At 51.9% G+C, this 23,066-nt stretch carries 19 protein-coding genes; 10 read left to right on the plus strand and 9 right to left on the minus strand.

Annotation, left to right across the window (positions count from 1 at the left end):
• Positions 1-20 precede the first annotated feature (20 nt).
• Positions 21-1,388: an anaerobic C4-dicarboxylate transporter DcuC gene (gene dcuC / locus H9644_RS13520; protein ID WP_191774951.1), complete on the minus strand. Its 1,368-nt coding sequence runs from the start codon at positions 1,386-1,388 to the stop codon at positions 21-23.
• Positions 1,389-1,767: 379 nt separating this feature from the next.
• Here dcuC and nanR point away from each other — a divergent pair, with 379 nt between their 5' ends.
• The 6 genes from nanR to nanQ all read left to right on the plus strand — a co-directional run bounded on the left by nanR (position 1,768) and on the right by nanQ (position 7,242).
• Positions 1,768-2,559: a transcriptional regulator NanR gene (nanR, locus tag H9644_RS13525; protein ID WP_064529503.1), complete on the plus strand. Its 792-nt coding sequence runs from the start codon at positions 1,768-1,770 to the stop codon at positions 2,557-2,559.
• 121 nt (positions 2,560-2,680) lie between these two features.
• Positions 2,681-3,574, plus strand: a complete 894-nt coding sequence (gene nanA / locus H9644_RS13530) for an N-acetylneuraminate lyase (RefSeq protein WP_191774953.1) — start codon at positions 2,681-2,683, stop codon at positions 3,572-3,574.
• Between the two features lie 108 nt (positions 3,575-3,682).
• Positions 3,683-5,173 carry a sialic acid transporter NanT gene (gene nanT / locus H9644_RS13535; RefSeq protein ID WP_064529505.1) on the plus strand — a complete coding sequence of 497 codons (1,491 nt, stop codon included), beginning with the start codon at positions 3,683-3,685 and terminating at the stop codon, positions 5,171-5,173.
• 46 nt (positions 5,174-5,219) lie between these two features.
• Positions 5,220-5,909: an N-acetylmannosamine-6-phosphate 2-epimerase gene (locus tag H9644_RS13540; protein WP_064529506.1), complete on the plus strand. Its 690-nt coding sequence runs from the start codon at positions 5,220-5,222 to the stop codon at positions 5,907-5,909.
• A complete protein-coding gene (gene nanK, locus H9644_RS13545) occupies positions 5,906-6,781 on the plus strand; it encodes an N-acetylmannosamine kinase (protein ID WP_191774955.1) in 876 nt (291 codons plus the stop codon). The genes H9644_RS13540 and nanK overlap by 4 nt, the downstream gene beginning before the upstream one ends.
• Complete coding sequence (gene nanQ / locus H9644_RS13550; RefSeq protein WP_064529508.1) at positions 6,778-7,242, plus strand: N-acetylneuraminate anomerase; 465 nt, start codon at positions 6,778-6,780, stop codon at positions 7,240-7,242. The genes nanK and nanQ overlap by 4 nt, the downstream gene beginning before the upstream one ends.
• A gap of 59 nt (positions 7,243-7,301) precedes the next feature.
• Here nanQ and H9644_RS13555 read toward each other — a convergent pair whose 3' ends face one another.
• The 3 genes from H9644_RS13555 to gltB form a co-directional block, all read right to left on the minus strand.
• Entirely contained in the window at positions 7,302-8,414 is a 1,113-nt protein-coding gene (locus H9644_RS13555; RefSeq protein ID WP_191774958.1) for a PDDEXK nuclease domain-containing protein, read from the minus strand.
• Between the two features lie 184 nt (positions 8,415-8,598).
• Positions 8,599-10,017 (minus strand): glutamate synthase subunit GltD, encoded by a 1,419-nt coding sequence (gene gltD / locus H9644_RS13560; protein WP_064529510.1) that lies wholly within the window; start codon positions 10,015-10,017, stop codon positions 8,599-8,601.
• A 12-nt stretch (positions 10,018-10,029) separates the two neighbouring features.
• A complete protein-coding gene (gene gltB, locus H9644_RS13565) occupies positions 10,030-14,490 on the minus strand; it encodes a glutamate synthase large subunit (RefSeq protein ID WP_191775068.1) in 4,461 nt (1,486 codons plus the stop codon).
• Positions 14,491-15,165: 675 nt separating this feature from the next.
• On the opposite strand from gltB, the gene H9644_RS13570 reads away from it, so the two are divergent.
• The 4 genes from H9644_RS13570 (at position 15,166) to mtgA (ending at position 20,135) form a co-directional block, all read left to right on the plus strand.
• Positions 15,166-16,095, plus strand: coding sequence for a TIGR01212 family radical SAM protein (locus tag H9644_RS13570; protein WP_064529852.1), 930 nt, complete (start codon positions 15,166-15,168; stop codon positions 16,093-16,095).
• A 95-nt stretch (positions 16,096-16,190) separates the two neighbouring features.
• Positions 16,191-18,527, plus strand: coding sequence for an aerobic respiration two-component sensor histidine kinase ArcB (arcB, locus tag H9644_RS13575; RefSeq protein ID WP_191774960.1), 2,337 nt, complete (start codon positions 16,191-16,193; stop codon positions 18,525-18,527).
• Positions 18,528-18,756: 229 nt separating this feature from the next.
• Positions 18,757-19,410: an isoprenoid biosynthesis glyoxalase ElbB gene (elbB, locus tag H9644_RS13580; RefSeq protein WP_191774962.1), complete on the plus strand. Its 654-nt coding sequence runs from the start codon at positions 18,757-18,759 to the stop codon at positions 19,408-19,410.
• Positions 19,407-20,135 (plus strand): monofunctional biosynthetic peptidoglycan transglycosylase, encoded by a 729-nt coding sequence (mtgA, locus tag H9644_RS13585; protein ID WP_064529513.1) that lies wholly within the window; start codon positions 19,407-19,409, stop codon positions 20,133-20,135. The genes elbB and mtgA overlap by 4 nt, the downstream gene beginning before the upstream one ends.
• On the opposite strand, the gene yrbL is transcribed toward mtgA, so the two are convergent.
• From yrbL to hpf, 5 genes are all read right to left on the minus strand, one after another.
• On the minus strand, positions 20,132-20,764 hold the full coding sequence (gene yrbL, locus H9644_RS13590; RefSeq protein ID WP_191774964.1) for a PhoP regulatory network protein YrbL: 633 nt from the start codon (positions 20,762-20,764) through the stop codon (positions 20,132-20,134). The two genes, mtgA and yrbL, sit on opposite strands and share 4 nt — an antisense overlap.
• A gap of 222 nt (positions 20,765-20,986) precedes the next feature.
• On the minus strand, positions 20,987-21,259 hold the full coding sequence (gene npr, locus H9644_RS13595; RefSeq protein ID WP_000216792.1) for a PTS phosphocarrier protein NPr: 273 nt from the start codon (positions 21,257-21,259) through the stop codon (positions 20,987-20,989).
• Positions 21,256-22,110 carry an RNase adapter RapZ gene (gene rapZ, locus H9644_RS13600; RefSeq protein WP_000243741.1) on the minus strand — a complete coding sequence of 285 codons (855 nt, stop codon included), beginning with the start codon at positions 22,108-22,110 and terminating at the stop codon, positions 21,256-21,258. The genes npr and rapZ overlap by 4 nt, the downstream gene beginning before the upstream one ends.
• Positions 22,111-22,155: 45 nt before the next feature.
• Complete coding sequence (gene ptsN / locus H9644_RS13605) at positions 22,156-22,647, minus strand: PTS IIA-like nitrogen regulatory protein PtsN (protein WP_064529515.1); 492 nt, start codon at positions 22,645-22,647, stop codon at positions 22,156-22,158.
• Between the two features lie 117 nt (positions 22,648-22,764).
• Entirely contained in the window at positions 22,765-23,052 is a 288-nt protein-coding gene (gene hpf / locus H9644_RS13610) for a ribosome hibernation promoting factor (RefSeq protein WP_001176602.1), read from the minus strand.
• Between the last annotated feature and the right edge of the window lie 14 nt (positions 23,053-23,066).

The following is a 23,066-nucleotide window of genomic DNA, read 5'->3' on the forward strand; positions in this document are numbered from 1 at the left end:
TGTTTTGTCGTTTTAATGTCTTAATAAAAAAGCGTAATTGTGGCGATCATATTCACCAGGAATCCGACTGCCATTGGGATCGCGGTCCGCTTCACCACTTCAAAGGGCGAAACGCCTGCTATTCCTGAAGTTACTACCACTACCGCAGTAATCGGCGAAACCGCACGCGCCAGCGTTGTGGCAAAGTGCATCGGCATAATCATCACTACCGCAGGTACGTGCAGTCCAGCAGCGATATTCGGAATAAGGCTGGCAAATGACATAAATGGCGCATTGCCGGAGCCCATCACAATGGCACAAATGGCAATAACCAGAGCCATAATAATCATCACGCCAATGCCACCAAGGCCAGAATGCTCCGCTCCTTTGATAACCGCATCAACGGTGCCAATCGTCGTTAATCCCTTCGCAAATATTTCACCGGCGACCACCAGCGTTACCACGTTTGCAAACTGCGTACCCATGCCGTCAAAAAACGCCTGCACATCATCCATTGTTTCGCGCAAGTTATGTTTGCGGAAGAACTCGACAAACATCGTCATCGTCAAACTTAATAACATCACCACCACCAGATGCAGTTCTGACTTCATCAATCCCAGGTGAGCAAGAAGCAGCGAACCGAGCATCAGGATTAACGGCATTACCGGTAAAATGGCGTAATAGAGCGGCGGAACATGGTCGAGAGCTTTTTGCTCCGCCTGTTCTTGATTGATATTTTTATCTTTTTTGTCAAAAGCGCGTTGCACGAAAAAGTGGGAGATTGCCACTGAGAGAATGACACAAGAGGCGACCGGCAGCTGATAGTGGAAGAAATAAGTGGCAATTTTCGTTCCTGCTATCTGGGCGGTAAAAATAGAGTTCGTTTCCAGAATCCCCCATTCAATAGACATGGTGGTCGCGATAACTGCTACCGCAGAGAGGCGACTTACTCCCAGACTTACCAGCGTTGGAAATAATGTGACCATCAGCAACATACCCAGACCGGAGGCACTGGTAATAAACTGCGCCATGATTTGGCCGATGACGTAAGTGGCCGACAGAATAAGATACGGTGAGCGAATGAGTTTTAACGGGCGGCTTAACAAGCTCACCATCGCCCGACTGGCTCCTGTGCGTTCCATGTAGCGGGCATAACCGCCCACCGCCATAATCGACAACCCCAACCCGGCAATGCGGTTGGACAGCATGCGCAGGATTTCATTATAAATATCGACGATTAAGTAGCCGCTGCTTTTGGCGGGATCGAGTACACCACCAAACCCTAACCAGACACCACAAATCATCAGAAAGATACCCGCTGCGGCCAGCACCACCTGTGGCTTGTAATTTTTAAGGATCAAATAGCCCATCGTTATTAACACGATGACAGAAATAATTATGCCGAACATTGTTGAACTCCGTGTCAAAAGAAAATGGTCAATCCCATTAACGGCAGATTGAAAACAATGATGTTATATTTTTTGCAAGGCTATTTATGGTGTTGATGTCGATTTTTTTAATTGTAAGAAATCAGATTTTTCATTATAAATTATGCCTTTGTGATTATTTATCAAGAACACATTCATAATATTCATAATATCCGCAAATATTCTTGTAAATAATTTGGTTGGGGTGTTTTTATCTGCGTTATATTTATTTTCGCAAAGGTTAATTATTAAATTAATTACGATAATGATGGTGTACAAAGAGTAAACCCCTTCATTTCACCCTACTTTCAATCCTGTGATAGGATGTCATTGATGATGTTAATCACGCTGACCTTAAAGAATGGGCCTTATGAACGCATTTGATTCGCAAAACGAAGATTCTTCACCTGTAATTGGTCGCAACTTGCGTAGCCGTCCGCTGGCGCGTAAAAAACTCTCCGAAATGGTGGAAGAAGAACTGGAGCAGATGATCCGCCGCCGCGAGTTTGGCGAAGGTGAGCAGTTGCCGTCTGAGCGCGAACTCATGGCGTTCTTTAACGTCGGGCGTCCTTCGGTGCGTGAAGCGCTGGCGGCGTTAAAGCGTAAAGGTCTGGTGCAAATAAACAACGGTGAGCGCGCTCGCGTCTCGCGTCCTTCTGCGGACACTATCATCGGCGAGTTGTCCGGTATGGCGAAAGATTTCCTTTCTCATCCTGGAGGGATAGCCCATTTCGAACAGTTACGTCTGTTCTTTGAGTCCAGCCTGGTGCGCTATGCGGCTGAACATGCCACCGATGAACAAATCGATTTGCTGGCAAAAGCCCTGGAAATCAACAGTCAGTCGCTGGATAACAATGCCGCATTCATCCGCTCAGACGTTGATTTCCACCGTGTACTGGCGGAGATCCCGGGTAATCCGATCTTTAAGGCGATCCACGTTGCCTTGCTTGACTGGTTGATCGCCGCGCGCCCAACAGTCGCCGATCAGGCATTGCACGAGCATAACAACGTCAGCTATCAACAACATATTGCGATCGTTGACGCGATCCGCCGCCACGATCCTGACGAAGCCGATCGCGCGTTGCAATCGCATCTCAACAGTGTTTCTGCCACCTGGCATGCCTTCGGCCAAGCTACTCACAAAAAGAAATAATGCCACTTTAGTGAAGCAGATCGCATTATAAGCGTTCTGTATGATGTGTTGCTTATTTGATCTGGTATAACAGGTATAAAGGTATATCGTTCATCAGACAAGCATCACTTCAGAGGTATTTATGGCAACGAATTTACGTGGCGTAATGGCTGCACTCCTGACTCCTTTTGACCAACACCAAGCACTGGATAAAGCGAGTCTGCGTCGCCTGGTTCAGTTCAATATTAAGCAGGGCATCGACGGTTTATACGTGGGTGGTTCGACCGGTGAAGCCTTTGTCCAAAGCCTTTCAGAGCGTGAACAGGTAATGGAAATTGTCGCCGAAGAGGCGAAAGGTAAGATTAAATTAATCGCTCACGTAGGTTGCGTCAGCACTGCTGAAAGTCAGCAACTTGCGGTTTCAGCCAAACGTTATGGCTTCGATGCCGTCTCCGCTGTTACGCCGTTCTACTATCCTTTCAGCTTTGAAGAACACTGCGATCACTATAGGGCAATCATTGATTCAGCGGATGGTTTGCCGATGGTGGTGTACAACATTCCGGCACTGAGCGGGGTAAAACTGACCCTGGATCAAATCAACACACTGGTTACGCTGCCTGGTGTAGGTGCGCTGAAACAGACCTCTGGCGATCTCTATCAGATGGAGCAGATCCGTCGCGAACATCCGGATCTGGTGCTCTATAACGGTTACGACGAAATCTTCGCTTCCGGCCTGCTGGCGGGCGCAGACGGCGGTATCGGCAGTACTTACAACATCATGGGCTGGCGTTATCAGGGTATCGTGAAGGCGCTGAAAGAAGGCGATATCCAGACCGCACAGAAGCTGCAAACAGAATGTAATAAAGTCATTGATTTGCTGATCAAAACTGGCGTATTCCGCGGCCTGAAAACTGTCTTGCATTATATGGATGTGGTGTCTGTACCGCTGTGCCGTAAACCGTTTGGTCCGGTAGATGAAAAATATCTGCCAGAACTGAAGGCGCTTGCCCAGCAGTTGATGCAAGAACGCGGGTGAGTTCTTTCCCCTTGCTCGCCCCTACCGGGTGAGGGGAAATAAGCGCATCTGTACCCTACAATTTTCATACCAAAGCGTGTGGGCATTGCCCACCGCGGGAGACTCACAATGAGTACTACAACCCAGAATATCCCGTGGTATCGCCATCTCAATCGTGCACAATGGCGGGCATTTTCCGCTGCCTGGTTGGGATATCTGCTTGATGGTTTTGATTTCGTTTTAATTGCCCTGGTACTCACTGAAGTACAAGGTGAATTCGGGCTGACAACAGTACAGGCGGCAAGCCTGATCTCCGCAGCTTTCATCTCTCGCTGGTTCGGCGGCCTGATGCTTGGCGCTATGGGCGACCGCTACGGGCGTCGTCTGGCAATGGTCACCAGTATCGTTCTCTTCTCGATCGGGACGCTGGCCTGCGGCTTTGCGCCTGGCTACATCACTATGTTTATCGCGCGTCTGGTCATCGGCATGGGGATGGCGGGTGAGTACGGTTCCAGCGCCACCTATGTGATTGAAAGCTGGCCAAAACATCTGCGTAACAAAGCCAGTGGTTTTCTGATTTCCGGCTTCTCGGTGGGGGCTGTGGTTGCCGCCCAGGTCTATAGTCTGGTCGTTCCGGTCTGGGGCTGGCGTGCACTGTTCTTTATCGGCATCTTACCGATCATCTTTGCTCTCTGGCTGCGGAAAAACATCCCGGAAGCGGAAGACTGGAAAGAGAAACACGGAGGCAAAGCACCGGTGCGAACGATGGTGGATATTCTCTACCGTGGTGAACATCGTATCGCCAATATCGTGATGACGCTGGCAGCGGCCACTGCGCTGTGGTTCTGCTTTGCCGGTAATCTGCAAAATGCCGCAATCGTCGCTGTTCTTGGTTTGCTATGCGCCGCAATCTTTATCAGCTTTATGGTGCAAAGCACGGGCAAACGCTGGCCAACGGGCGTGATGCTGATGGTGGTTGTGTTATTTGCCTTCCTCTACTCATGGCCGATTCAGGCGCTACTGCCAACGTATCTTAAAACCGATCTGGCTTATAACCCGCATACAGTCGCCAATGTGTTGTTCTTTAGCGGCTTTGGTGCGGCGGTTGGCTGCTGCGTCGGCGGCTTCCTCGGCGACTGGCTGGGAACGCGCAAAGCCTACGTTTGCAGCCTGCTGGCCTCACAGCTGCTGATTATTCCGGTATTTGCGATTGGCGGTGCAAACGTCTGGGTGCTTGGTCTGTTACTGTTCTTCCAGCAAATGCTTGGTCAGGGTATTTCCGGGATCTTACCGAAACTGATTGGCGGTTATTTCGATACTGACCAGCGTGCAGCGGGCCTGGGCTTTACCTACAACGTTGGCGCGCTTGGCGGCGCACTGGCCCCAATCCTTGGTGCGTTGATCGCTCAACGTCTGGATCTGGGTACTGCACTGGGATCGCTCTCGTTCAGCCTGACGTTCGTGGTGATCCTGCTGATTGGGCTGGATATGCCTTCTCGCGTTCAGCGTTGGTTGCGCCCGGAAGCGTTGCGTACTCATGACGCTATCGACGGCAAACCATTCAGCGGTGCCGTGCCGTTTGGCGGTGCCAAAAACGATTTAGTCAAAACCAAAAGTTAATCCTGTTGCCCGGCCATGTGCCGGGCCTTTTGCTAAGGGAAGAAGTATGTCGTTACTTGCACAACTGGATCAAAAAATCGCCGCCAACGGTGGCCTGATTGTCTCCTGCCAGCCGGTTCCGGACAGCCCGCTCGATAAACCTGAAATCGTCGCTGCCATGGCATTAGCGGCAGAGCAGGCTGGTGCGGTTGCCATTCGCATTGAAGGTGTGGCGAATCTGAAAGCTACGCGTGCGGTGGTGAGTGTGCCGATTATCGGGATTGTGAAACGCGATCTGGAGGATTCTCCGGTACGCATCACCGCCTATATTGAAGATGTTGATGCGCTGGCGCAGGCGGGGGCTGATATCATCGCTATTGATGGCACCGATCGCCCGCGCCCGGTTCCTGTTGAAACACTGCTGGCACGTATTCACCATCATGGTTTACTGGCGATGACCGACTGTTCCACGCCGGAGGACGGCCTGGCTTGCCAAAAACTCGGCGCCGAAATTATTGGCACCACGCTTTCGGGTTACACCACGCCTGAAACACCGGAAGAGCCAGACCTGGCACTGGTGAAGACATTAAGCGACGCCGGATGTCGGGTGATTGCCGAAGGACGTTACAACACGCCATCCCAGGCTGCAGACGCCATGCGCCGCGGCGCATGGGCGGTGACGGTCGGTTCAGCCATTACGCGTCTTGAACACATTTGCCAGTGGTACAACACAGCGATGAAAAAGGCGGTGCTATGACCACACTGGCGATTGATATCGGCGGTACTAAACTTGCCGCTGCGCTGATTGGCGCTGACGGGCAGATCCGCGATCGTCGTGAGCTACCGACACCTGCCAGCCAGACTCCGCAGGCGCTGCGTGATGCCCTAGCCGCGTTAATTGCACCGTTACAAGCTCATGCGCAACAAGTTGCCATCGCTTCAACCGGAATTATTCGCGACGGCAGCCTGTTGGCGCTGAATCCGCATAATCTCGGTGGATTGCTACACTTTCCGTTAGTCAAAACGTTGGAACAACTTACCGATTTGCCGACCATTGCCATTAACGATGCGCAGGCTGCAGCATGGGCGGAGTATCAGGCGCTGGAAGGCGATATAACCGATATGGTGTTTATCACCGTTTCCACTGGCGTTGGCGGTGGAGTGGTCAGTGGCGGCAATCTGCTAACCGGCCCTGGCGGTCTGGCGGGGCATCTCGGGCATACGCTGGCCGATCCGCACGGTCCGGTCTGTGGCTGTGGACGCATAGGTTGCGTGGAAGCTATTGCTTCTGGTCGTGGCATTGCAGCGGCGGCGCAGGGCGACCTGGCGGGCGCGGATGCGAAAACTATCTTCAGGCGCGCCGGGCAGGGCGACGGTCAGGCGCAGCAACTGATTCACCGCTCCGCACGCGTGCTGGCAAGACTGATTGCAGATGTTAAAGCCACAACTGATTGCCAGTGTGTGGTGGTCGGTGGCAGCGTCGGGTTGGCAGAAGGATACCTGGCGCTGGTGGAAACGTATCTGGCTCAGGAGCCAGCGGCATTTCACGTTGATTTACTGGCGGCGCACTACCGCCACGATGCAGGTTTACTTGGGGCTGCGCTGTTGGCCCAGGGAGAAAAATTATGATGATGGGTGAAGTACAGTCGTTACCGTCTGCCGGTTTACATCCAGCACTACTGGACGCGTTAACGCTGGCATTAGCCGCCAGGCCGCAGGAAAAAGCGCCGGGTCGTTACGAATTGCAGGGCGACAATATCTTTATGAATGTCATGACTTTTAACACTCAATCGCCCGTTGAGAAAAAAGCCGAATTGCACGAGCAATATATAGATATCCAGTTATTGTTAAGCGGCGAGGAGCGGATTCTTTTTGGCATGGCAGGTTCTGCGCGTCAGTGTGAAGAATTTCACCATGAAGATGATTACCAGCTTTGCAGCGCCATTGAGAACGAGCAAGCTATCATCCTGAAACCGGGAATGTTCGCCGTGTTTATGCCAGGAGAACCGCATAAACCGGGATGTGTTGTTAGCGAGCCTGGTGAGATTAAAAAGGTGGTAGTGAAGGTTAAGGCTGAGTTAATGGCTTAAAACTTAGTTCGTTTTAAAGATTCTCCAGACATAGTCTGGAGAATTCGAAATTGCTGAAATTAACGGCGTCTATAACCTTCCTCTAGCGCCGCCTGTGTTCGAACGAGTTCATCCGCGAGTCGTTTCTCATCAGGTAGCTGTATCTTATATTCACTTGCCAGAACGGTGTTAGGCAAACCCGCCAGTGCATAATGCGCTTCTCCGGCTCCTTTCTCTGCACAGAGAACCAGACCGATGGGCGGATTTTCATCCGGTAGCGTCCAGTGCTCTTTGGCATAGTTGAGATACATATTCATCTGTCCGGCATCGCTATAGCTGAATTTGCCCACTTTTAGATCGACGATTAGCAGGCAGCGTAAACGGCGGTGGAAAAACAACAGATCGACCCGAAACCAGTTGTCATCAATGCGTAACCTTCGCTGTCGACCAACAAAGGCAAAATCATCCCCAAGTTCCAGCATGAAATCCATCAGGTGGTTGATCAGAGCCTCCTCAAAATCAGATTCTGAGTATTCATCTTTTAATTCCAGAAATTCGAGCACAAAGGGATCGCGTATCGCCTGCTGCGGAAGAATATGCGTCTCGGCAGGAGCGTGTTGTTGCAGCATGGCTGATTTGTCATGTGATAGTAATGTCCGCTCATAAAACTGGGTCGCAATTTGTCGTTCGAGCTGACGAGCAGACCAGCCACAGCGGAGCGTCTCTTTTTCATAAAAACTGCGGGCGTCAGCGTTTTTAACAGAAAGCAAACGGACGTAAGTGGACCAGGGTAGGGGGAAGGATTTGGCGAGTTGCGCTAAATGGCAAGATTCTCCAGACACAGTCTGGAGAATTGTGGGGGTGAATTGTGCAGACAGTGTCTGCACAATTTCAATTCGTTGAAAACAAATATAAAAATTCTTAAACTGCCATAAATTCCTGGTGGAGAACCCACGCTTATACCTTAGACTTAAATCCTTTGATAGCCGCTTGATTAACTGCGTACCATACGCGGCCCGTGCCTCACCACCTTGTTCAAATTCGACAATTCGTCTGCCAATTTCCCAGTATGTAGCGGTCATTAACGCGTTTACGCTACGTATCGTTTCTGTCCGGGCGCTATCGACCAGATGAATAATGCCGTCGTGGATTTGCTGGTAGCCTGCTGTGGTTTGAAATGAGAGCGATTCCATTATCTTTCCCTTTATATGGCGCTGTGTTGAATAATGGAATCAGCTATACGCCGGGCATCTGTCGGTAACAATCCAGATATGCGTATTACATTGGTTTTCTTCAGATTATGCGAGGCACTTTCCAGCAAGAAAGGAGGATTTCAGCGCCGTACTCTTTTCTTAGGAGACGGCGCTGGGGCAGGGATTAAACTTCCAGCCAGTTCATAATGCCGTCAGCCGCCTTACGGCCTTCGGCAATGGCGGTCACCACCAGGTCGGAACCACGGACGATATCGCCGCCAGCAAAGATTTTCGGGTTGCTGGTCTGGAAGGCATTATCGCTGCCTTCCGGAGCGATAATGCGCCCTTGAGAGTCCAGCTCGACGCTGTGTTCTGCCAGCCATTCCATGCTATGTGGGCGGAAACCAAACGCCATGATTACCGCATCTGCTGGAACGATATGTTCAGAACCTGCAACGATCTCCGCGCGGCGACGGCCTTTAGCGTCTGGTTCGCCCATTTCGGTACGCACCATTTTTACGCCGCTGACTTTGCCGTTGCCATTTACTTCAATGCCCAGCGGCTGGACGTTAAACTTGAACTCAACACCTTCTTCCCGCGCATTTTTTACTTCGCGGCGGGAACCTGGCATGTTCTCTTCGTCACGACGATAAGCGCAGGTGACGTGCTTCGCTCCCTGGCGTACAGACGTGCGCACGCAGTCCATCGCAGTGTCGCCACCGCCAAGTACCACCACGCGTTTGCCTTCCATGCTGACGAACGGTTCGTCGCTGGTTTCGCCAAAGCCCATTAACTGTTTGGTGTTGGCGATGAGGAACGGCAGTGCCGCGTATACGCCGTCGGCGTCTTCATTCTCCAGCCCGCCACGCATTGACTGATAAGTCCCAACGCCGAGGAATACGGCATCGTAATCATTCAGTAGATCGTCCAGTTGTACGTCTCGGCCCACTTCGGTATTGAGTTTGAACTCAATACCCATGCCAGTGAAGATTTCACGGCGGCGCGTCATCACCTCTTTTTCCAGCTTGAAGGCCGGAATACCGAAGGTCAACAGGCCGCCAATTTCTGGATGGCGGTCGAAGACAACGGCTTTCACTCCGTTGCGTGTCAGTACATCCGCACACGCCAGACCAGCCGGACCTGCGCCGATAATCGCCACTTTTTTACCGGTCTGTTTCACGCCGGACATATCCGGACGCCAGCCCATTTCGAACGCTTTATCATTGATATAGCGTTCGATGTTGCCGATAGTCACCGCGCCGAATTCATCGTTCAGAGTACAGGAACCTTCGCACAGACGATCCTGCGGGCAGACGCGCCCACACACTTCCGGCAGGGTGTTGGTCTGGTGCGACAGTTCTGCCGCTTCAAAAATCCGCCCCTCGTTGGCGAGCTTCAGCCAGTTTGGGATGTAGTTATGTACCGGGCATTTCCACTCGCAGTATGGGTTGCCGCATGACAGGCAGCGGTCAGCCTGCGCTTTGGCCTGGCCTTCGGAAAACGGCTCGTAAATTTCAACAAACTCAATTTTGCGGATCTTCAGCGGTTTCTTTGGCGGATCAACGCGCTGCAGGTCGATAAATTGATAAACATTCTGACTCATTGTTGCTACCCCTTACTGCGCCTGCACGCGCAACTCTGCTGCGCTACGACTACGGTGACCCAGCAGTGCTTTTACATCACTGGACTTCGGTTTAACCAGCGCGAATTTAGTGGCGAAGGTTGACCAGTTTGCCAGAATCTCTTCACCACGCTGAGAACCGGTATGCTGCACATGCTCGGTGATAAGACCACGCAGATGCTCTTCATGGATAGCTAAATCATCAACGCTTAGGACCTCCACCAGTTCCGGGTTAACGCGTTTGCGGAAATCGCCACTTTCGTCGAGAACGTAAGCGAAGCCGCCGGTCATGCCCGCGCCAAAGTTAACGCCGGTTTTACCCAGAATGCAGACGATACCGCCCGTCATATATTCACAACCGTTGTCGCCAATACCTTCTACCACGGTAATCGCACCGGAGTTACGCACGCCGAAACGTTCACCCGCGCGGCCTGCAGCATACAGACGACCGCCAGTGGCGCCGTACAGGCAGGTGTTGCCGATAATGCTCGCTTCATGGCTGCGGAATGCTGAACCCACCGGTGGACGAATGGCGATTAAGCCGCCCGCCATGCCTTTACCGACATAGTCGTTAGCATCGCCCGTCAGATACAACTCCACGCCGCCCGCGTTCCACACACCGAAGCTCTGGCCTGCGGTGCCATTGAAGTACGCTTTGATAGGATCGGCAGCCAGCCCCTGATCGCCGTGCGTCTGGGCGATATAGCCTGAGAGCGATGCGCCCACGGAACGGTCGGTGTTGCGAATATCGAACCAGAAGGTTTTGCTCTGGCGCTCATCGACAAAAGGTTTCGCCTGTTGCAGCAACTGCGCGTTCAGCAGACCGTTATCAAACGGTGGGTTGTTTTCAGTACAGTAGAGCGCCTTACCTGGATGCGGCTCGGCGGTCTCCAGCAGCTTCGACAGCGCCAGTTTCTGCTGTTTGGCGGTGAAACCGTCCAGCTCTTTCAGCAGGTCGGTGCGACCAATCAGATCCACCAGACGTGTTACGCCCAGTTGTGCCATCAGCTCGCGGGTTTCACGGGCGATAAACTCAAAGTAATTGGTCACCTTGAACGGCAGGCCGTGATAGTGGTTCTTACGCAGTTTGTCGTCCTGAGTTGCCACACCCGTTGCGCAGTTGTTCAGGTGGCAAATTCGCAGGTATTTACAACCGAGCGCGACCATCGGACCGGTACCGAAGCCAAAGCTTTCCGCGCCAAGAATTGCTGCTTTAATGATATCAACGCCCGTTTTCAGACCGCCATCAACCTGCAAACGAATTTTATGACGTAGACCGTTGGCAACCAGCGCCTGCTGGGTTTCCACCAGACCGAGTTCCCACGGGCAGCCTGCATATTTCACTGACGACAGCGGGCTTGCGCCGGTGCCACCGTCATAGCCTGCGATGGTAATTAAATCTGCATAGGCTTTTGCCACGCCAGTCGCGATGGTGCCGACGCCCGGTTCGGACACCAGTTTTACGGAGATCATCGCTTTCGGGTTGACCTGTTTCAGGTCGAAAATCAACTGCGCTAAGTCCTCGATAGAGTAGATATCGTGGTGCGGCGGCGGGGAGATCAACGTCACGCCCGGCACCGAATAGCGCAGTTTGGCGATGTAAGGAGTGACTTTATCACCCGGCAACTGACCGCCTTCGCCGGGCTTCGCACCCTGAGCGACTTTAATCTGAATGACGTCGGCATTGACCAGGTACGCCGGAGTGACGCCGAAGCGACCAGAAGCGACCTGCTTGATGCGCGAGACTTTGTTGGTGCCGTAGCGCGCCGGATCTTCACCACCTTCACCGGAGTTAGAGTTGCCGCCAATGCTGTTCATTGCTTCCGCCAGCGCCTCGTGGGCTTCCGGGCTTAATGCGCCGATAGACATTGCAGCGGTATCGAAGCGTTTAAACAGTTCGCTTGCAGGTTCAACGTTATCAATGCTGACCGTGTTTTCACCCGGAGTAATCGCCAGCAAGTCGCGCAGCGTCGTTGCCGGACGTTCGTTAACCAGCTTTGCGTATTCCTGATAGTCGCTGTACTCGCCGCTCTGGACCGCCTGTTGCAGCGTGCGCACTACGTCCGGGTTGTAGGCGTGATATTCGCCGCCGTGGACGTATTTCAGCAGGCCGCCCTGACTGATGGGCTTACGCGCCAGCCAGGCTCGTTTCGAAAGGTTCAGCAGGTCCTGCTGGAAGTCTTCAAAGCTCGCCCCGCCAATGCGGCTAACCGCGCCCTGGAAGCACAGGCCCACTACATCATCGTGCAGACCGACCGCTTCAAACAGTTTCGAGCAGCGGTAAGAGGCGATGGTGGAGATGCCCATTTTGGACATGATTTTGTACAAGCCTTTGTTGATGCCATTACGGTAGTTCAGCATCACGGTACGATAATTTTTGGCAATCGCCTGAGTGTCGATCAAGCGGCCCAGCGTTTCATAGGCAAGATACGGATATATAGCCGTCGCGCCGAAGCCCAGCAGTACGGCGAAGTGGTGCGGATCGCGGGCGCTGGCGGTTTCGACGATGATGTTGGCATCGCAACGCAGGCTTTGATCGACCAGACGGGTCTGGATTGCGCCAACCGCCATCGGGGCCGGAACCGGCAGGCGGTCTTTAGCGATATTCCGGTCGGAAAGCACCAGCAATACGGTGCCGCTACGTACCATTTTTTCGGCTTTGTCGCACAGCTCTTTGACCGTCGCTTCGAGCGTGGTTTTGGTTACATCAAAGGTGATGTCCAGCGTATCTGCGCGGTAGTGCTCCTCTTTCATGGTCGTGAGCTGTTTGAAATCGGAATAGAGCAGGATCGGCGATTTAAAGCTTAAACGGTGCGCCTGGCCTTCTGCTTCGCAGAAGACGTTCATTTCACGACCGATGCTGGTGGCGAGTGACATAACATGCGCTTCACGCAACGGGTCGATTGGCGGGTTTGTTACCTGGGCAAACTGCTGACGGAAGTAGTCGTAAATAATGCGCGGCTGGCTGGAGAGCACGGCGAATGGGGTGTCATCGCCCATCGAACCTACTGCTTCCTGGCCGTTTTCGCCCAGCACACGGATTACGGAGTCCAGTTCTTCCGCGCTGTAGTTAAACTGTTTCTGGTAGCTGGCAAGCGTGTCATCGTCCAGTTCACGGCTACCCACTTCTTCATCGGGTAAATCTTCAAACGGCACCAGGCGGCGGACGTTTTTCTCCATCCACTCTTTATAAGGGTGGCGGCTTTTCAGATCGTCGTCGGTTTCTGCCGAGTGCAGAATGCGCCCACCGCGGGTGTCGATCACCATCAGTTCGCCTGGGCCAACGCGGCCTTTTTCGACCACTTCGTCAGGCTGGTAATCCCAGATACCCACTTCCGAGGCGCAGGTGATCAGCTTATCTTTGGTGATGACGTAGCGCGCCGGACGCAGACCGTTACGGTCGAGGTTACAGGCAGCGAAACGACCATCGGACATCACGATGCCCGCCGGGCCATCCCACGGTTCCATATGCATGGAGTTAAAATCGAAGAACGCGCGCAGTTCCGGGTCCATATCCGGGTTGTTCTGCCAGGCTGGTGGCACTAACAGACGCATAGCGCGGATGATATCCATCCCGCCAGCCAGCAACAGTTCCAGCATGTTATCCATGGAACTGGAGTCAGAACCAGTTTCGTTGACGAACGGCGCAGCGTCGTGCAAATCAGGGATCAGCGGCGTCTGGAATTTATAAGTACGGGCGCGCGCCCACTGGCGGTTACCGGTAATGGTGTTAATTTCGCCGTTATGCGCCAGGTAGCGGAACGGTTGCGCCAGCGGCCAGCGCGGTACGGTGTTAGTGGAGAAGCGCTGGTGGAACAGGCAGATGGCTGATTCCAGGCGCAGGTCCGCAAGATCCAGGTAGAAGCGCGGCAGATCCGCCGGCATACACAGACCCTTATAGATGTTCACCAGATTCGACAGGCTACAGACGTAGAAGTCTTTATCGGCTTCGAGGCGCTTTTCAATGCGGCGGCGGGCGATAAACAGACGGCGCTCCATATCGCGCGGACGCCAGCCTGCCGGGGCGTTAACGAAAATTTGCTCAATACGTGGCAGAGAGGAGAGGGCGATTTCACCCAGCACGCCTTCGTTGGTAGGGACATCACGCCAGCCGACAATCGACAAGGTTTCGCGTTGTAGCTCTTCTTCAACGATGCGGCGTGCGGCGGCGGCGAGTTCAGGATCTTTATTCAGGAAGATCATCCCGACGGCGTAGTTTTTGGCTAAACGCCAGCCGCGCTCCTGCGCAACGATGCGAAAAAAGCGATCCGGTTTTTGTAACAGCAGGCCGCAACCGTCACCGGTTTTACCATCAGCGAGAATCGCGCCACGGTGCTGCATACGGGCCAGTGCGTGTATTGCAGTACGCACTACCTTGTGGCTAGGTTCGCCTTCTATGTGGGCGATCAGGCCGAAACCACAGTTATCCCTCTCAAGGGATTTATCGTACAACATATCGTGAACCTCCCCCAGGCTCTGCGGGAACCCCACTACCGAACCGCTGCGCACGGGCACAGAAAGAGCGTGGCGACGGGGTTTGCGTTTCATACGCTTACCTCGCATTCGCCCCCTTTTTTGTCCTTTTCGCATCGGTTAATACGGTGAAGAGGGGATCTCAATTACTGCATAAATATGATGAGCAGGCTGCTCATCCAGAAAGCTTCCAGCGGATTTCCAACTTATCGGGAAAGCGGATACAGGTCAAATGGCAAGCTTATTGGTATAGAAATGTGCTTTAGCGCAAAATTCTTTGTTAATTGGTTGAAATTAAAATAAATTTATCATTCTTAATTAATGGAAGGGGAAAAAGGAAAACGTTGAGTGCCTGACTACTATAGTGGCGTGTTAGCCCTTATCCTGCCTTGAATTGACGCTTGAGCCAGTGTTTTATACTGCCTTTAGAGGGAAAGGCATTTCATGCTACTGTTTTTGTTTAAAATCCATCAGCGGATAAAAAAATCCGACGCAAGATAAGCAAAAGTAATTTATGTGTTATTGCATTAAATTTCAGTAATTGTGATTTATTATGCAGTTGGTGTGGGTGGGCCGGGACGATTGATCCAGGTCATCGCCGAATTGAGCTAAAAATGGCAGGCTTTGGCCTCTTTTCAAGGCGCGGTCTATCAGATTATGCAGTTACAGAAATTAGTCAATATGTTTGGTGGGGATCTTACCCGTCGTTACGGGCAAAAGGTGCATAAACTGACGCTGCATGGCGGTTTTAGCTGCCCGAATCGTGACGGAACCATCGGGCGCGGTGGATGCACATTCTGTAATGTTGCTTCGTTTGCCGACGAAGCGCAGCAACACCGCTCCATTGCCGAACAGCTGGCGCATCAGGCGAATCTGGTTAACCGTGCGAAACGCTATCTTGCCTACTTTCAGGCGTATACCAGCACTTTTGCGGAAGTTCAGGTGCTGCGATCTATGTATCAACAGGCGGTGAGCCAGGCCAATATTGTCGGTTTGTGTGTGGGTACGCGCCCGGACTGCGTGCCGGATGCGGTGCTGGATCTGCTTTGCGAATATAAGGACCAGGGCTACGAAGTGTGGCTGGAGCTGGGGCTGCAAACCGCGCACGACAAAACGCTGCATCGCATCAATCGTGGCCATGATTTTGCCTGTTATCAGCGTACGACCCAGCTGGCACGTCAGCGCGGGCTGAAGGTGTGCTCTCACTTAATTGTCGGCCTGCCTGGTGAAGGGCAGGCTGAATGTTTGCAAACGCTGGAGCGAGTGGTTGAAACCGGCGTAGACGGTATAAAGCTGCATCCGTTGCATATTGTGAAAGGCAGCATTATGGCGAAAGCCTGGGAAGCGGGGCGTTTGAACGGTATTGAACTGGAGGATTACACGCTCACTGCCGGAGAAATGATTCGCCATACGCCACCGGAAGTTATCTACCATCGCATTTCCGCCAGCGCCCGTCGCCCGACGCTGCTGGCCCCTCTGTGGTGTGAAAATCGCTGGACGGGAATGGTCGAGTTGGATCGTTATCTTACGGAACATGGCGTACAGGGATCGGCGCTGGGGCGTCCGTGGCTACCTCCAACGGCGTAGGCCGATGAGGGGGAATCCGCATTTCTTACACAATTTATAACGTAACTGTCAGAATTGGGTATTATTGTGGCAGATTGATGTGAAGGAATCCCCTAATGAAGCAAATTCGTCTGCTGGCGCAGTACTATGTTGACCTGATGATGAAGTTAGGTCTGGTGCGCTTCTCAATGCTGCTGGCATTGGCCCTCGTCGTACTTGCCATCGTGGTACAAATGGCGGTGACCATGGTGCTGCATGGCCAGGTCGAAAGTATTGATGTTATCCGCTCAATTTTCTTTGGTTTGTTGATTACGCCATGGGCGGTCTACTTTCTTTCGGTAGTCGTTGAGCAACTCGAGGAGTCGCGGCAACGCCTGTCACGCCTGGTGCAAAAGCTGGAGGAGATGCGCGAGCGCGATCTAAGCCTCAACGTACAGCTGAAAGATAATATTACCCAGCTTAATCAGGAAATTGCCGTTCGCGAAAAAGCAGAAGCCGAATTGCAGGAAACCTTCGGTCAGCTGAAAATTGAAATCAAAGAGCGCGAAGAGACGCGAATTCAGCTCGAGCAACAATCCTCGTTCTTACGTTCCTTCCTTGATGCTTCACCCGATCTGGTTTTTTACCGTAACGAAGATAAAGAGTTTTCCGGTTGTAACCGTGCGATGGAACTGCTGACCGGAAAAAGCGAAAAACAGCTGGTGCATTTGAAACCTGCGGACGTTTACTCGCCGGAAGCCGCAGCGAAAGTCATTGAAACCGACGAGAAAGTGTTCCGTCATAATGTGTCACTGACCTATGAACAGTGGCTGGATTATCCGGACGGACGCAAAGCCTGCTTTGAAATCCGTAAAGTGCCGTACTACGACCGCGTGGGTAAACGCCACGGCTTAATGGGGTTTGGCCGCGACATTACCGAGCGTAAGCGTTATCAGGATGCACTCGAACGCGCCAGCCGCGATAAAACAACTTTTATCTCCACCATCAGTCATGAGTTGCGTACCCCGCTGAACGGTATCGTCGGCCTGAGCCGAATTCTGCTGGATACAGAACTCACCGCCGAGCAGGAAAAATATCTCAAAACTATCCATGTTTCCGCCATCACTCTGGGCAATATCTTCAACGATATTATTGATATGGATAAGATGGAGCGACGTAAAGTTCAGCTCGATAACCAGCCGGTTGATTTCACCAGCTTCCTGGCCGATCTGGAAAATCTCTCCGCACTGCAGGCGCAACAAAAAGGTTTGCGTTTTGTTCTTGAACCAACACTGCCGTTGCCGCATCAGGTCATTACCGACGGGACTCGCTTGCGCCAGATCCTGTGGAACTTAATCAGTAACGCTGTGAAATTCACCCAGAAGGGCCAGGTGACTGTTCGCGTACGTTATGACGACGGCGACATGCTGCATTTTGAAGTGGAAGACTCCGGTATCGGTATTCCACAGAATGAACTGGATAAAATTTTCGCCATGTATTACCAGGTGAAAGACAGCCATGGTGGCAAACCTGCAACCGGTACTGGTATTGGTCTGGCGGTTTCTCGTCGGCTGGCGAAAAATATGGGCGGTGATATCACTGTTACCAGCGAACAAGGTAAAGGCTCGACCTTTACCCTGACGATCCACGCGCCGTCGGTAGCGGAAGAAGTGGATGACGCATTTGACGAAGATGATATGCCTTTACCTGCGTTGAACGTGCTGTTGGTAGAAGACATTGAGCTGAACGTCATCGTTGCCCGTTCTGTGCTGGAAAAACTGGGCAACAGCGTTGATGTGGCGATGTCTGGTAAGGCAGCACTGGAGATGTTTAAGCCAGGCGAATACGACCTTGTATTGCTGGATATTCAGTTACCAGATATGACCGGGCTGGATATATCACGCGAACTGACGAAGCGTTATCCGCGTGAAGATTTACCACCGCTGGTGGCCTTAACCGCCAACGTGCTGAAAGATAAACAAGAGTACCTTAATGCTGGAATGGATGATGTGCTGAGTAAGCCACTTTCAGTACCGGCACTAACCGCGATGATCAAGAAATTCTGGGATACCCAGGATGATGAGGAGAGCACGGTGACGACAGAAGAGAGTGGTAAATCAGAAGCATTGCTCGATATTCCCATGCTGGAACAGTATCTCGAACTTGTAGGACCGAAGCTGATTACTGACGGGTTGGCCGTGTTTGAGAAGATGATGCCGGGCTATGTCAGCGTACTGGAGTCGAATCTGACGGCACAGGACAAAAAAGGCATCGTTGAGGAAGGGCATAAAATCAAAGGCGCAGCGGGTTCAGTGGGATTACGCCATCTACAACAGCTTGGCCAGCAAATTCAGTCACCAGACCTTCCTGCGTGGGAAGATAATGTTGGTGAATGGATTGAAGAGATGAAAGAAGAGTGGCGTCACGACGTAGAAGTGCTGAAAGCGTGGGTGGCAAAAGCTGCTAAAAAATGACCCCGGCTAAACCGGGGTGCGCGAATACTGCGCCAACACCAGGGAAATCTTGGCTGCGCCGTAAATTTTTATGATAAGTAACAAAGGCACAGCACTGTTTTTCAGGCCGTATGCAGTTAAGATAGCAAATCTTAAATGATTTGTTACATGAATCAGTTAAATGTGTGATGCGTAGCGTTTTTATTAAAAAAATTAATGTGTTTCAGTCAATTGCGAAAGGATGATCACAATGAAGAAAATTGGTGTAGTTCTGAGCGGATGCGGCGTCTATGACGGCTCTGAAATTCATGAAGCGGTATTGACGTTATTAGCGATATCTCGCAGCGGCGCGCAGGCAGTTTGTTTTGCTCCAGATAAGCAGCAGGTTGATGTCATCAACCATTTAACCGGTGAAGCAATGGCGGAAACGCGCAATGTGTTGATTGAAGCGGCGCGTATTACGCGTGGTGAGATCCGTCCTCTGGCCCAGGCTGATGCCGCCGAACTGGATGCGTTAATTGTGCCGGGCGGATTTGGCGCGGCAAAGAATTTAAGTAATTTTGCTAGTCTTGGCAGTGAATGCAGCGTAGACCGTGAGTTAAAAGCGCTGGCGCAAGCAATGCATCAGGCCGGAAAACCGCTTGGCTTTATGTGCATTGCCCCGGCAATGTTGCCGAAAATTTTCAATTTCCCGCTGCGTTTGACCATCGGTACAGATATTGATACCGCTGAAGTACTGGAAGAAATGGGCGCAGAACATGTGCCATGTCCGGTAGATGATATTGTCGTTGATGAAGACAATAAGATTGTCACCACGCCTGCGTATATGTTGGCACAGAACATTGCGGAAGCAGCAGGCGGCATTGATAAGCTGGTTTCCCGCGTGCTGGTTCTGGCGGAATGAGCAAACGCCGCGTAACGGCGTTCGGTTTCGTTCGCCGTTTCATTCTGCGGTTATTGAGTGTCCTCGTTGTGTTTTGGGGCGGGGGGATAGCGCTGTTTAGCATAGCGCCGGTCCCGTTTTCTGCGGTGATGGTCGAGCGACAGCTAAGTGCCTGGCTGCACGGTAACTTCCGTTACATGGCGCATTCTGATTGGGTCAGTATGGATCAAATCTCGCCGTGGATGGGGCTGGCGGTGATTGCCGCAGAAGATCAGAAATTCCCCGAGCACTGGGGTTTTGATGTCGCTTCCATTGAGAAAGCCCTGGCGCACAACGAGCGCAATGAAAACCGCATTCGCGGCGCATCAACAATTTCGCAGCAGACAGCCAAAAATCTCTTTTTGTGGGATGGGCGTAGCTGGGTACGAAAAGGGCTGGAAGCCGGATTAACACTGGGGATAGAAACGGTCTGGAGCAAAAAGCGCATCCTGACGGTTTACCTGAATATCGCTGAATTTGGCGACGGTGTGTTTGGTGTTGAAGCTGCGGCACAACGTTATTTTCATAAACCAGCCAGTAAACTCACTCAGTCGGAAGCGGCGTTACTGGCGGCAGTGTTACCGAGCCCACTACGCTTTAAAGCTTCCGCACCGTCAGGCTACGTGCGTAGCCGTCAGGCGTGGATTTTACGGCAGATGCATCAGTTGGGCGGTGAGTCGTTTATGCAGCAATACCAGTTGTATTAAGCTTCGCGCGAGGAGAGGGCGAGCTTTTTGCTTTCTCGAGATTGCGCCTCTTTTTGCAGAGCAACAGATAACGCTGGTTGAGCGATAAAACGTCGCCACAGCCGCTGTTGTTTACGCAAACAACACCACTTCGACCACGTCGCCAGTGGAATCAACGTGCTTTCACCAATGTTGTCACAGACGACGGGGATAATTTCTGACTCACTGATGCGGTGGCAGAGGATATTCTGCGGCTTCAGCGACATCGTCACGATGTGGTTATCCTGCAAATAACGCTTTAACTGTTTCAGCAACTGACGCAGTTGCGCGATATCTTCTTCGTAATGGCACTGTTTAGCAAATTCGCTCAGTGTAATAGACGGTTTGCCATCGAAATCGGCAATGACATCGTAGACATAACCGGTTCCGCAATCAGTCTCAACTGTACCGTGATAGCGCGGAATACCGCTCCAGTCTTTCAAACGACGGCCAAGATGCGCATAGTACTTTAACTCACGGCGGATCTCTTTATCACCACCGTCGCCACGGTGGTGGACAATCTTAATACAGCGTTGGGCATCTTCCGGATGCGCATAACATTTCCGATGTCTTCCGGTGCCCAGGGGACTTTGTTCAGATAAGCGAATCATGCCATCTCCTGGAGGTTTTTTCTGACTGCCTCCAGTATGAGGACTTAACTTAAACAAAACCTAAACAACACTTTTTAAGGTTTTCTTAAGGTTTTATGCGTACAGGAAAGCGCACGAAATGTACAATTTGCGAGAAATGGAGACATTTGGGGCTTGTGCTTTTTTCGCCCGTCAGGGCGGAAGGTGCATGTCTGAGGGAATCAGGCGTCAGAATGACGAAGATTAATCTTCGTCAAAACCTGAGTTAAAGAGAGCGATGACGGCGGCCAGCGCCTCGACTTCCTGCGGGCCGGTCGCTTCGACTTCTATCTGTCGTCCTTTGGCAGAATCCAGCATCAACAGCGCAATAACGCTGTTGGCTTCAGCCTCGGTGCCTTCATCATTACGTAAAAGCACTTCGGCGTCAAAACCCTGCATTAATTCAAACAGTTTCATAGCAGGCCGGGCATGCATGCCCAGCTTGTTAGTGATTTCAACGGTTTGTTTGACGGTCATGGTTTACGTTTTTCCAGCGTGCGATGGCGTGACTGGACGTTTTTACCGCGTGAGCGGAAGTAGTCTGCCAACTGTTCTGCAATATACACCGAACGGTGTTTCCCGCCAGTACAACCAATGGCGACCGTCAGGTAGCTACGGTTGTTGGTTTCCAGCATAGGTAACCATAGCTCAAGATAGCTACGCGTCTGGTAGATAAAATTGTGTACTTCTGTGTGTCTGTCGAGGAACGCGGCGACAGGTTTATCAAGGCCCGTCATCGGACGCAGTTTCGGATCCCAGTGCGGGTTCGGCAGGAAACGTACGTCAAAGACGTAATCCGCGTCGATAGGAATACCGTGCTTGAAACCGAAGGACTCAAAGACCATTGTCAGTTCACGCTCGCGTTTACCCAGCAGACGGGTACGCAACATTTCTGCCAGTTCGTGAACGGACATTTCAGACGTATCGACAATCAGATCAGCGCGCGAACGCAGCGGCTCCAGAAGATCGCTTTCTTTGTCGATAGCACTTTCCAGCGACAGGTTTTTGCTGGAAAGCGGATGCAGGCGACGCGTATCGCTGTAACGACGAATCAGCGTGTTACGATCGGCATCGAGAAACAGGAGTTGCGGTGAGAAAGCATCAGGCAGATTGCTCATCGCCTGTTCGAATATTTCTGGCGACTCTGGCATATTGCGAACATCAATGCTGACGGCGGCAGAAATTTCGCGATCGGCCAGAGTCCGAGCCAGATCGGGTAACAGCACCACGGGAAGGTTATCCACGCAGTAAAAACCCATATCTTCCAGCGCACGCAGGGCGACAGATTTGCCTGACCCTGAACGTCCGCTGACGATCATCAGTACCATGTACTGTTTCTCCTCACAACGTCTAAAAGAGACATTACAGAATAACTACGTTTCATCCGGAGTACCTTCGGTATCCGTAATGATTTGATACAGCTCTTCATCGCTCTGGGCTGCACGTAAACGGCGGCAGATAGTTTTGTCCGCCAGACGTTTCGCGACCAGCGAAAGAGTATGCAGGTGCGTTTTGGTTTGGTCTGCGGGTACCAACAGGGCAAAAAGTAAATCTACCGGCTGGTTGTCGATGGCATCGAAAGCAATGGGTGTTTCTAGCTGAACGAAAACGCCAACAGCGCGTAGGGTATCTTCTTCCAGTTTGCCGTGCGGAATGGCAATGCCATTACCAATACCGGTACTGCCCATTTTTTCCCGCGTCAGAATAGCTTCAAAAACCACCTGTGGCGGCAGGCTAAGTTGTTTTGCCGCCAGTTCGCTGATGATTTCCAGGGCGCGTTTTTTGCTCTGACAGTGGACGCGACTTCGCGTACATTCCCTGTTAAGAACACTGTTAAGCTGTAGAGTTGTATCATTATTTGTCATAATTTCACCTAAGAATCTGCCCACTCAAACAGTGGGACAGATTCGGAGCATTAACCGTACAAATGGCCTGTTGTGCCATACAACAGGCCGCCATGCACTTGCTAATTGCCCGGACAATTAGTGTTGTTTCAATTTGTCTTTATGCTTGGTTAGCTGACGTGCCAACTTATCAATTAAGCCATCAATGGCGGCGTACATGTCCTGACCTTCCGCGCTGGCATGAATTTCGCCACCGTTAACATGCAGTGTTGCATCTGAGGTGTGGGTGACTTTCTCCACTTTCAGAACAACATAAACCTGGTTGATTCGGTCAAAATATTGCTCAAGTTTGGCAAACTTTGAGGTGACAAATTCGCGCAGGGCCTCGGTGATCTCGACGTTATTTCCGGTAATGTTGAGCTGCATAGTGTCTTCCTTAT

The sequence above is a fragment of the Escherichia whittamii genome (assembly GCF_014836715.1).
In the GTDB taxonomy this organism is placed as follows: domain Bacteria; phylum Pseudomonadota; class Gammaproteobacteria; order Enterobacterales; family Enterobacteriaceae; genus Escherichia; species Escherichia whittamii.

Bases quoted from the DNA above. Each gene is read 5' to 3' on its own strand.
- nanK (WP_191774955.1), top strand. From the start codon at position 5,906: ATGACCACACTGGCGATTGATATCGGCGGTACTAAACTTGCCGCTGCG.
- H9644_RS13540 (WP_064529506.1), top strand. From the start codon at position 5,220: ATGTCGTTACTTGCACAACTGGATCAAAAAATCGCCGCCAACGGTGGC.
- H9644_RS13570 (WP_064529852.1), top strand. From the start codon at position 15,166: ATGCAGTTACAGAAATTAGTCAATATGTTTGGTGGGGATCTTACCCGT.
- nanQ (WP_064529508.1), top strand. From the start codon at position 6,778: ATGATGATGGGTGAAGTACAGTCGTTACCGTCTGCCGGTTTACATCCA.
- dcuC (WP_191774951.1), bottom strand. From the start codon at position 1,388: ATGTTCGGCATAATTATTTCTGTCATCGTGTTAATAACGATGGGCTAT.
- arcB (WP_191774960.1), top strand. From the start codon at position 16,191: ATGAAGCAAATTCGTCTGCTGGCGCAGTACTATGTTGACCTGATGATG.
- ptsN (WP_064529515.1), bottom strand. From the start codon at position 22,647: ATGACAAATAATGATACAACTCTACAGCTTAACAGTGTTCTTAACAGG.
- npr (WP_000216792.1), bottom strand. From the start codon at position 21,259: ATGACCGTCAAACAAACCGTTGAAATCACTAACAAGCTGGGCATGCAT.
- rapZ (WP_000243741.1), bottom strand. From the start codon at position 22,110: ATGGTACTGATGATCGTCAGCGGACGTTCAGGGTCAGGCAAATCTGTC.
- gltD (WP_064529510.1), bottom strand. From the start codon at position 10,017: ATGAGTCAGAATGTTTATCAATTTATCGACCTGCAGCGCGTTGATCCG.
- mtgA (WP_064529513.1), top strand. From the start codon at position 19,407: ATGAGCAAACGCCGCGTAACGGCGTTCGGTTTCGTTCGCCGTTTCATT.
- gltB (WP_191775068.1), bottom strand. From the start codon at position 14,490: ATGTTGTACGATAAATCCCTTGAGAGGGATAACTGTGGTTTCGGCCTG.
- elbB (WP_191774962.1), top strand. From the start codon at position 18,757: ATGAAGAAAATTGGTGTAGTTCTGAGCGGATGCGGCGTCTATGACGGC.
- nanR (WP_064529503.1), top strand. From the start codon at position 1,768: ATGGGCCTTATGAACGCATTTGATTCGCAAAACGAAGATTCTTCACCT.
- hpf (WP_001176602.1), bottom strand. From the start codon at position 23,052: ATGCAGCTCAACATTACCGGAAATAACGTCGAGATCACCGAGGCCCTG.
- nanT (WP_064529505.1), top strand. From the start codon at position 3,683: ATGAGTACTACAACCCAGAATATCCCGTGGTATCGCCATCTCAATCGT.
- yrbL (WP_191774964.1), bottom strand. From the start codon at position 20,764: ATGATTCGCTTATCTGAACAAAGTCCCCTGGGCACCGGAAGACATCGG.
- H9644_RS13555 (WP_191774958.1), bottom strand. From the start codon at position 8,414: ATGGAATCGCTCTCATTTCAAACCACAGCAGGCTACCAGCAAATCCAC.
- nanA (WP_191774953.1), top strand. From the start codon at position 2,681: ATGGCAACGAATTTACGTGGCGTAATGGCTGCACTCCTGACTCCTTTT.